The sequence below is a fragment of the Stenotrophomonas sp. HMWF023 genome, assembly GCF_003060985.1.
Taxonomy (GTDB): domain Bacteria; phylum Pseudomonadota; class Gammaproteobacteria; order Xanthomonadales; family Xanthomonadaceae; genus Stenotrophomonas; species Stenotrophomonas lactitubi.
Genome location: NZ_QAIJ01000286.1, coordinates 1 through 10,305 on the forward strand (window position 1 = coordinate 1; position 10,305 = coordinate 10,305).

Here is a 10,305-nt window from a genome sequence, read left to right on the forward strand (position 1 = left end):
TCCCGCCGGCGGGAACAGCGTGTCGATCGCGGCGGCCAGCGCTGCACCCACAGTGCTTCCTGCGATCACCTGCGGCATGCCCCGTTCGATCAGCGGCGTGACGACATTCGTGGCGGTGACTTCGGCCGTCTTCAGCAGGAACGCCTCGCTCGTGGCCAGTATGGGATTTTCCGGCCTGACGGGATCGTAGAGCAGGTTCTGGTTGCGGACGGCAAGCATGCGGGCGCGTGCATTCTGGTAGGCCGACACGTTGATGTCGTTCCACGACAGGCGCAGGGTCTGCGTGTCGAAGGCCGGCACGCTGGTGCCCGCCTCGGGTACATAGACCCGGGTGTCGCTGCTCGCTGCACCGGCATCCGTCGACGCATTGGCGTGCAGCGTGACGGCGCGTCCGTCCGGCAGCATCACCTCCAATGAGGGCCACGTTCCTCCGGGGCCCGGCTGCGCCTGCTCACGGGTGAGCGAAACGCTGGACACGAGGCTGGTCTGCGTCTCGGGCTCGATGGTGTACGCCACCCGTGCATTGAACGCAAAGGTGGCGGTAGCGATGGCATCCAGCCCAGCGCCGCCTGCGCGGGCCTGCGGAGTGCGCACGCTCCACGTTCCCGCGATCCGGCCTGCGAGGACCGCGAATGTCAGTGCTGCATTGGTCCGTGCGGCGAGGTCCGCCTTGCCGTCAAGGTCATCGATCAGCGTCCAGATGCCATCGGCAACAGCGATGTACTGGGCAAGGTTGGCGAACAGATCCGGCGTATCGACCCGCGCGAACCGTTGCGCCGGCGGTGTGAGGTTGAACTCGGTGGTGATCAGTACACCGTCCTGCGCCGCGAAGGGGTGGCTGCAGGTCAGGCGATACGTCCACAGCGGCAGTTGCGCGAGGCTGTCCGGCACGAGATACGTCGGTCCGGCAGACTGGTCCCGGATGGACGGAAGCGCGGGATAGGTGCGCAGCGGTATCGGGGCCAGCAGTTTCCCGGGATCGGTGCCCTCCAACGCCTTGGGCTTGGCGCCCGCGTCCTGTGCCGGCATGAAGGACAGCCAATTGGAGGCGAGATAGCCGGCGGGCACTCCACCATCGGTGATGCCGAACTCCGTATGTGAGTACGCGTACTCCAGCGTTCCGCGGATCCAGCTGTGGCGATCCGGGTCGGCCACCGTGGCGAAGAAGCCAACGAAGGCGGCATCGGGGTCGAAGCCGGTCTTTGAGGCCGCGAATGTCACCGCGGCGGCGTCCCGACCGTCGGCGTCCGGCACCAGGCGCCCCTGCCCATAGAGCGACACCGGTGCGTTGCCCGTCGTCCACGGTGTGCGGGACGTGGTGTCGTACTGCACGACCACCGACGTGTCGTAGGCGCGCAGCAGACTGACGTCGAGCTGCTGGGTCAGCGCACTGCAGGCGACGGCAAGGCCGTTGACATAGCCGGGATCGGGCGGCGTGGCATAGCCGTCGTAGTTGAACACGGCCTGCAGTTGCTCTGCGATCGCCTCGGCCAGCACGCCCTTGCTCTGCAGTGTCTCTGTCAATGCGGGCAGCAGGTCGGGGGTGCTGTAGAGCCATGTGGCGATGGTGCCGCCGAGGAAGCGATCCATGTCCGCCAGGAAGCGATGGGCCCACGGCTCTGCGTCGATGGCCATGAAGTGCGTGGGCACTCCGGTCTCGGCCAACGCCCCATCTTCGTTGAGCGCGCAGATGTCCGTCTGTCGGGTGACCAGGTGGTCGTACAGCGGTGCCAGGGCGAGGAAGCGCGGCATCGGCGCCTGGCCCGGGAACGTGACCCCACTCTTCAGCGCAACCTCGTCGATACCGGTCGCCGAGAAATCGACGCACCACAGGTCCGCCGTCTCTCCTGCGACCTTTGCGGTGCCCACGCGCACGTCTGCAATGGCCGTGGTGAGGCTCTCGATGAAGGAGCCGAAGTTGAGGCTGCCATCGGCGCTCTTGCCCTGGGCGTGCGGCGCGAGTGCGGAGGTGGCGACCGCCACCGGGCCGTCGGCGGAAAAGTCTGGATGGATGAGCACCGCAGGGCGCGCCAGAGTCAGCGATGCCGTGAGCGGGAACACCGTATCCGGATACGGCCCACCCGCACCGAGCGCCACCGTTGCCCTCATCGCGCAGGGTGGCAGCAGCGCCAGGGCGTGCTCGGCGTACAACAGTGCATCAGGATTGCCCACGGCAATCGCACCGGCATCGGTGGCCACCCCCTTGAGCGAGAACCGCACCGCCACCGAGTTGAAGGTGTCGTTGACCCGCGTGGTGACCTCGACCTTGACGCCAGACTGTTCCGGATGCGGCAGGCTGAGTACCACGCCATCTACGATCAGGCCGGGCGTTGCGGCATTGGCCAGCGCGAATGCCGCAGCGTCGACGCCGTAGAGCGGCATCACCGATCCGGCGGCCGTCGTGGTCGGCAGCCGTGCGGGCGGCATCATCATCAGCGCGCCCGGCTCGAGCGCGTCGGCCAGGCCCGCCATCGCATCGGCCAACTGGTCGAGCGTGGTCGCCGGATTGATGGCCTGTGCCTGCAGCAGCGTGGCATTGAAGGACTGCACGGCGGGCGTTGTGATGCTGACATTGCCACCCGGTACGACGATGGCAAGGGTGATGTCCTTGGCAACCGTGCCGGGCGTGGTGAGGTTGGCGGCCATACAGGCGCTCGGGGTCGTAGTATCCGTGCTCGAATCGCCAGCGAAGTGCATGCAGATGGTCGCCAGCAGGTCGCCCGGGCTGACGGTGTACGGCAGCCGCAGGGCGGCGCGCACGGTGTCGTCGGTTGGCCACGCGCTTACGCCGGGGATCGCGAACAACGCGCCGCATGTGAGCGGCGTATTGCTGGACAGCAACAGGTCTGCCGGGCACGCATAGCGCTGGGCCACCATCTCCAGCGTATCGGCTGGCAGGGGCAGCGTCTCGACGCCAAACAGCACCAGCGCGCCGTCATCGAAGATGCCGGCCGTGGCGGCGTTGGCGGTCGCCATCGCGGTCACCGTGGCACCGCTGCCGTTGCTGCCTACGGTGTCACCCGAACGGGCGACATAGGTGTCATTGGAGAGCTGCTTGTCGGGCAGCAACAGTCCGCTGCGTTCCGCGTTTGCCGCCGCAATGTCGGCGACGGTCAGGTTGGCGCCCTGGGTGGCGAACGCGGCCCGTGCTGCGTCGAACGAGTCGGTCTTGCCCGCTTCCACGGTCACATGCAGCACCAGCGGCGTGCCGTCCTCCTGCACGAACGTAGCAATGAGGATGTTGGGTTGGTCATCCTGCACGCCGTTCATTGGTGCGAACACCGCAGCCGCTGCATTCAACTCGCCCAGGCGCCCCACATCGGCGCAATGCGCTTGGGCGATCTGCGCCAGCGATGGCGTGGCCGCATTACTTCCCGTGGGATAGGTCACCGTTGCCGGCAGTTGCAGTGACGCACCCACTGCCAGCGGCAGGCTCGCGTTGCCCGGTGCCGCGTACAACGCTGCGGCCGAACCAGGGTCGGGCCAGCCGGCAGGTCGCTGTGCATACAGATCGGCGAGAGAACGCTGCGCGACGAACGGCATGAATGCAGGCACGGACACGCTGCTGCCCGGCGCAAACAACTGCTCCAGTGGCACATCCGCATTGGCCACGGCAATTTCGGCGCAGCGCACCGGCCATGTGTCCAGCACGTCGGCAAGGGTGATGCCGTCGGCGCCCTGCGCCGCAAGCTGCATGGCGGTGGCGCTGTAGGCATAGGCACCAGCGGCGTATCGCCACAAGGGCGCCACGGCAATGGGTAGCGCATCATTCCCCGGGACATGGTGCAGGGACGTGGACAGAGCCGCGGTGATTCCCTGCTGCGCTAGCTGGTAATAGATGTTGGCGTACTGCGCATTCTGCTGGCGAGCCTGTTCCACGGCGCCATCGCCGCGTTGCGACGGCCCCGGCTGTGCGGCCGCTGCCTTCAGGCTGAGCGACATGGCGAGTGTCGCCGCGCCGCTGCTGCCCAGGACCTCGAAGAACGTAGTCGCCTCGGGCCACTGCGACAGGGCGATCAGTGCATCGTTGTAGCCGACGGTGAGCGTCGTACTGCCCTGCCCGGTCACCGACGGCTCCAGGCTGTGGTTGCCCAGCAGGTCGGAGAGGCAGAACGTGAGCTGCGGGGTTGGGCATGCACTGGCATCGCCGAACCCGCGGTAGGGATTGTTGGCCTCGGGAGGCAGCCCAGGAACGCTGACGGTGGCCAGTGTGGTGGTGAAGCGATGGAAAGGCACCACCTGTTCGTAACGCCAATAGGGCTCCGGCAAGGGATCCGCATCGGTGCCGCGCAGGCGCGCTTCGCGCGCAAGACGTTGCCGCTCCCACGCCTGCAATGATTGCCCGTCGCTGGGCTTGGGAAGCGCGGGCGTCCACGCCGGTGCGATCGCGTACGGCGAACTGCTGTCGGCACACCAGTACACCAAGGTGTTGTAGCGATCCTGCAAGGCCGCTTCGGGGCTATCGCCGGTGGGCGTGGTGATGGTCAGCATGAATCCGGCCGTGCCCGGCGGCGTCAGCGGTACCTCGGCCAGGTCCGACGCGTCGCTGGCTTCGGCATACAGGCTGTGGATCGACGCATCCAGGCCCGGGGCCACAAGCAGGCAGTTGTTGAAGGGGCGCAACGTGCGACCGCCGGGCGCAAGCGCCTGCTGGTCGCCTGCGATGACCAGCAGGTTCAGCGTTGCCAAACCCTGCCCATCGAATGCGCTGCCCGGCAGATCCTTGCCAAAGCCGATGTAATAGCCCGTTCCACCCACCACGCTGCCTTCCCACAACAACAGCAGGAAGTCCGCAAGGGACGTGGCGAAATCGGCGTAGTAGACCGGTGCGTCGATCTCACCGAGGGCAGCTGCGCGCATGAGCTGCGCCTGCGGCTGCGAGTCGGTGGACAGGTTGGTCTTGATCAGGAAGCACGGCTGCGTCGCGTCGAACAGGCTGATGCCCTGCGCGTTGGAGGCGTTCGGCGCCGGTGTGACGGCGAGGTAACCCTTGGTTGCGTCGTCCGCGCCACCGGCCAGGATCGCGTTGCGCAGCATCAGCAGCCATGCGCGCTGGTCGGTGTCCACGCCCAGCAGCAGGAAACGGCGGCTGCCATCGTCCATGCGACGGATGCGGAAGCTCAACTGGCAGCCGAAGGTGGTCGATGCCAGCGGCCTCGCGTTCTCCAGCGTTGCACCGGGCTGGTTGCCGGCGAAGATCGCGTATGGCGTGGTGGCGCCCTCTTCGGCCCGTTTGAGCAGGCCCTGCGGGAAGGGCCACAGACTTGCGTAGCCAGCCAGCGCCGTGCCCTCGACAGGGATGGGCAGCGTCTGCGGCGACTGCAGGGTCACCGGATTCTCGATGCCGTAGGTAGTGGGCGACGTGCCCATCAACGGCAGTGCCTGCGGTGCGGGCGGCGCGGCGGGGAGGGTCGTCAGCGCCAGCCCCGTCGCCGGGGCGTCATGGAGGATCTGCGCGTTGGTGAAGCTGAAGTCCAGCGAATCGTCACCGACACTGGAGAACAGCACCATGCCCGGTGGCAGCGCAGTCGCTGCGTGCAGCAGCAGATTGTCCGCGAGCAGCGCCGGGTGCTGTTCATTCAACGTGGCCGTGTCGTGGCCCTCGCCTACAGTGAACGTGGAGCCGAACTGCAGCCACGGGACGCTGGAGGTCACCGTCATCGTCAGTGCCACGTCGTTCGCATGGTCTGGATCGGCGTTCACGGCGAGATCGAACTGCTGGCCGGTCAGGTCGTACAACGGCGTCGGCCGGGACGGGGCCGGCACCACGGCCTGCACGGTCGTGCCATCGACGTCCACCGACACCGTCTTCAATGCAGGCAGGCGCAGGCCCGACATCAGCATCTGCGAGGCCTGGTTCACGACGCCCGCGAAGGAGCCCGTGCTCAGCACGCCGTCCTCGACGTCCTGCACGCTCAGTGTGGGCAACTGGCGCACGGTGAGCGTCGCAGCGTCCGGCAATAGCCCCTTCTGCGTGCCCAGTCGGACCGCCAGATCGGTAAGCGTCAGCCCATAGGTGTCCGACAACTGCTGGAAGGTGTACGCGGCGGCGCCCGAGATGGACGCGCCCGGTAGCGTCACCACCGCCATCGGAGCGAGGATGGCGGCCGGGCCCAGCCACACGGAGATCGCTGTCCAGTCATAGGTCCATCCCGACGCAGCGTTGTAGCCGACGTTCACCGCCAGGCGACGGGCCAGCCGTTCGACGGTTTCCCCGGCCTCCACCACGATACCCGGGCCCTTCCCGTCCAGCGGCCAGGCTGGCAGCGTGAAGCTGGAGCCATCGGCGACCACGCCGGCAGCGAACGCAGGCCAGAGCGACGGCGGCGAGGCGAGCGCCGCCGCATCCTGGCACAGCACGAGGGTGCTGCCGATGCGATGCAGGGTGTCTCCCGGCAGGGTGATGTACGCCTGGGTGGCAGTGCGGTCACCGTAGATCCGCGGCACACGCAGCGATACGCCCGGATCGATCTCCACGCTGTCGCCGGCCGCGTGTGCCGCCGACAGCGCAGGATTGAGGATGGCGATCGCCTGGGCGTACCAGGCGGGCATGTCGGGTGCATCCGGCAGCGTCGATGCGGAAAGATCCGGGTCCGCGTAGCGTACGAAGAACGCCGCGGCGGTGCGCGCGCGGTCGAATCCACCGTCTGCCGGGGGCGTGAACACCTGCGTCGCAAGTGCTAAGTCCCGCCCCTCGCTCAGCAGGTTGGGGTCCACGCCAAGCATGTAGCCATCGCCCGGGGGCGGCACGTACGCGAAGAGGCTCGCAACGCTGGCCACGTTGAACAGCCCGGCCAAGTTGTCGAGCGTGGTGGATGGCGCGCCGACGGCGCGGTTGACGTTACCCAGCGGCCATGCGGAGGCCACCAGCGCAATGCCTGGATTGTCCTGCACGAGCATGCCCGGGCTCACGCCGATCAGCGGCTCGGGATCCAGCGCGGCACCCACCTGGGTAGCGTCGATCGTCGCCTGCAGACCGGGATTGAGGAACAGCAGCTCCTCGCTGGTCGCCCCGGTGCGGGCGGCCACGCTCTGCACGTTGTCGCCCACCTCCTTCACGCAGGGCACCGCTGCCGTGTCGAACGTCCTGGCCGCATCAGCGAGGCTCATCGATGCGGTGACCGGTACTTTCACGTCGACGAACTGCTTCTGCGCCTCCGTCACGGCCGCCTTGACCAGCATCTGGCAGAAGTCGCGGAACAGATAGGTGGCGAACGACGCGTAGGCAGCCGGGTCGTCGGCCGCATCGCGGGCGCTGCCACCCTCGGGGAAGTACGCGCCGAGGATCGCGGCCACGCCGCTTTCGTATGCACCACCCATGGCGTTGTACGTCGAGAAATCCCGGTCTCCCGCCTGCGGCGACTGCCATGTCAGGCCCGGCGGCATGGGGAAGATCATGGCGCTGCGTTCCGGCAGTTCATCGTTCGCGGCCGTCACCGGAACGCCGCCGATCACGAACGATAGGTTGGTCGAGAAGAAGGTGTCCAGCCCGTCCATGGAGAATCCGGCCGAAGCAGTCTGCGGCAACGCCAACTGCTCCAGCAGCAGCGCCACCTGTGCAGCATTGATCGGGTCGGTGGTGGACGTGGGGCCGTCGGGAAGCGCATACAGCGCGTAGCGCAGCAGACCGCTGACCAGCAGGTCTGCGGCAAGGGTCTTGCCGCCGCTCAACACCACGTTGCGCCGGACCATCCCGGCCGCGGTCTTCTGCGTCGGATCCATGCCGGTATCGGCATAGAGCAGGAACGCGGCGCGGTAGCGTGGCGCGGTGTTGTCTGGCGTTGCGCCCGCCCAGTCCACCGGCACGTCGCCCACGGTGATGCAGGGAAGCATTGTCAGCGGCGCGGTCTGCTTGGCGTCGAACACCAGCGTGTGCGGCTTCCACTGCAGCACATAGCCATCGTCGGCCAGCAATGTGCCCAGGGCCATGCGACTGCGCCGCAGTCGGGTCACGTAGCCGTGGCGGAGCGCCGCCGTACGCTGTGCATGCCTGGGGGCGGACAGCCACACCTGCGAGCGGCCCGCGCTGCCCAGGCGCGGCGAAGAAGTACTGTCGCTACCAGACAGGATCCATGGCGTCGGGCTGGCCGAGCCGATGGTGAAGCCCAGTTGCAGTGTCACCGAGAAGTGGAAGTTGATGCGGATGAAGAGGATCTTGACGGAGGCCTCGGCACGGACGCCCACCGTGAATTCGAGCAGGATCGGGCGGTAGCTCTCGAACACCACCATGGCCTGCGCGAAGGCCTCCAGCGTCACGCTGGCGCTGATGACGACGAAGTCCACCTTGCCGTAGACCTTGCCATGCAGCGCCACCACGCCCTGTGCACGGAAGTACATGGCCGAACGGGCACCACTGGCCGTGGGGTTGAACCAGGCCAGTACGCCCTGGAAGATCACTTCCACCTGGATGTACGCGCCGCCGGACAGCACGCCCACGTTGATCTCGCGGCCCACGCCGGCTGCCAGGCCCACGCCCAGCTCGATAACCGGCGAGAAGTTGCCGTTGCTTATCTTCGGGACGCTGGTGGAGGTATCGCCGTTGAGAATGCCGAAGTAGAAGCCGCCACGCCCGATGATGATGCCCGCCTGCAGTGAGAACGAGCGACTGTAATCACGGTTGTACGGGAAGCCGAGGTCGATTTTGAAGTTGCCGTTGGTGTAGACCTCGATGACGACGATGCCCAGGGTCAGCGAGACGGCGCCGAGCTGGATGGTACGGAACGCATCGGGCACGCGCAGTTCGATGCGGTACATGCCAATGTCATTGGTGATCTTCTTGTACAGGATCTCGAAGCGCAGCCCGGCCAGCGAGCCCGCGCGCTCGCCACCCAGCGACACCGACAGGCCGTACAGGCGCGGGTCGTCGAAGATGATGCCCAGGTCGATCATCCCCATCAGACCGATATCCAGGCCCATCAGCCATTGGCTGTCCGCGGCGTACACCAGCCCGTTGCCAACGGGGTTCTTCCCTGGTTCCGGCTTCTTCATGGCGTTGCGCAGCTGGGTAACGCTCTTCGCAACGGTGTCCGGCGTTTCCCCGGCGAAGGTAATGCGCTGTCCAAACCCGATGAAGCGAAGGTCGACGGTCTTGGGCCCCTGCCCGGCCACGCTCGGCGGCGCGCCATTGACCACGTCCCAGCTCAACGGGTCATTGGCGCTGTAGCCCTGCCCCAGGAAGTTGCCGGTGAGGATGAGCTCGACCTTGCCCTGGCCCGTCCCGCGACGATACCGGGCCCCGATCGTGTCCACCCGCATCACGCCCAGGTTCACCTGTGCATCGAAGGTGAACTCGACGACGTTCTCCTGCGGGTCAAGCGTGAGCACGAAGCGCGACAGGTCCACGCGCTTGAGCAGGTCCCATGGCGGATCGAGCGTGAATCCCAGCGTAGGGGCCGCGAGGTTGACCAGATCTTCGAGGATCTCGCCGAGCGTAATGCCGCCCAATTGCAGGGCGACCACCTGATGGCGTGCGTCCGGCTTGCCGCGCCAGGAGGTGGTGGCCTGGATCCAGCGCTCGCCGTACAGCACCTTGAACAGATAGGTCGGCTCGGCGACGCCGATGTCCATCGCAACCTGGATGGCGAACTTGTTGATGGCGAAGCTGCCGCTCAGGGTGCCGGTGACCGGTGCGTTGGTTCCGGCACGCGCGATGTCGGTGCTCGCCGATGCATTGACCATCAGTTCGGTGCCGAACAGCTTCGGTGTCCAGCGTGCCGAGGCGGTTCCCTTGAACGTGTAAGCGCCGGGGCCCGTCGCGAATGTGGCGTCCAGGGCGTCGATGGCGATCGTGGGCACGTAACCCGGCACCACGTAGTCGGGGTCGCCCATGATGAAGCGGGCCACCATCTGCGTGAGGTCGATGGACGTACCGGGGAATAGATGCGCTGCAAACAGCCAGCCCTGCGGCGCATCATCGCCCTGCACCGGCCGTTCGGCCAGGAGGGTCAGCCTCGGATCCTCTCCCGAGGTATGGCCAGCACCCTTGAGGAAGAAGACGCCGGAGATGCCGCCGCCAACATGACCTTGTCGCGCCTCGACCCACATTTCCAGCTGCTGCACGGAAATGCCGACCGTACCGATCGACATGATCGTCCATGCCTGGTCCGGCTGCGGGTCATCGGGTGTGCCAAAGATCACGATGGACTGGCCCTGGTACACCTGCCCGATGGGATCGGCGGTGAACGAGAGCGTGGTGACATTCATGTTGGCCGGAACGCCGGGAATGGTGCCGCCAAAATAGTCGGCAAACGCCTGCCCGATGGGCACATGGTCGCCCTCGCGCATGTCACCGGTGATGTAGAAGCT

At 66.7% G+C, this 10,305-nt stretch carries 1 protein-coding gene; it reads right to left on the reverse strand.

What is annotated here, in order from left to right:
- Positions 1-10,305: hypothetical protein (locus DBR20_RS22190; protein ID WP_108266931.1), on the reverse strand; the 10,305-nt coding region annotated here is incomplete at both ends.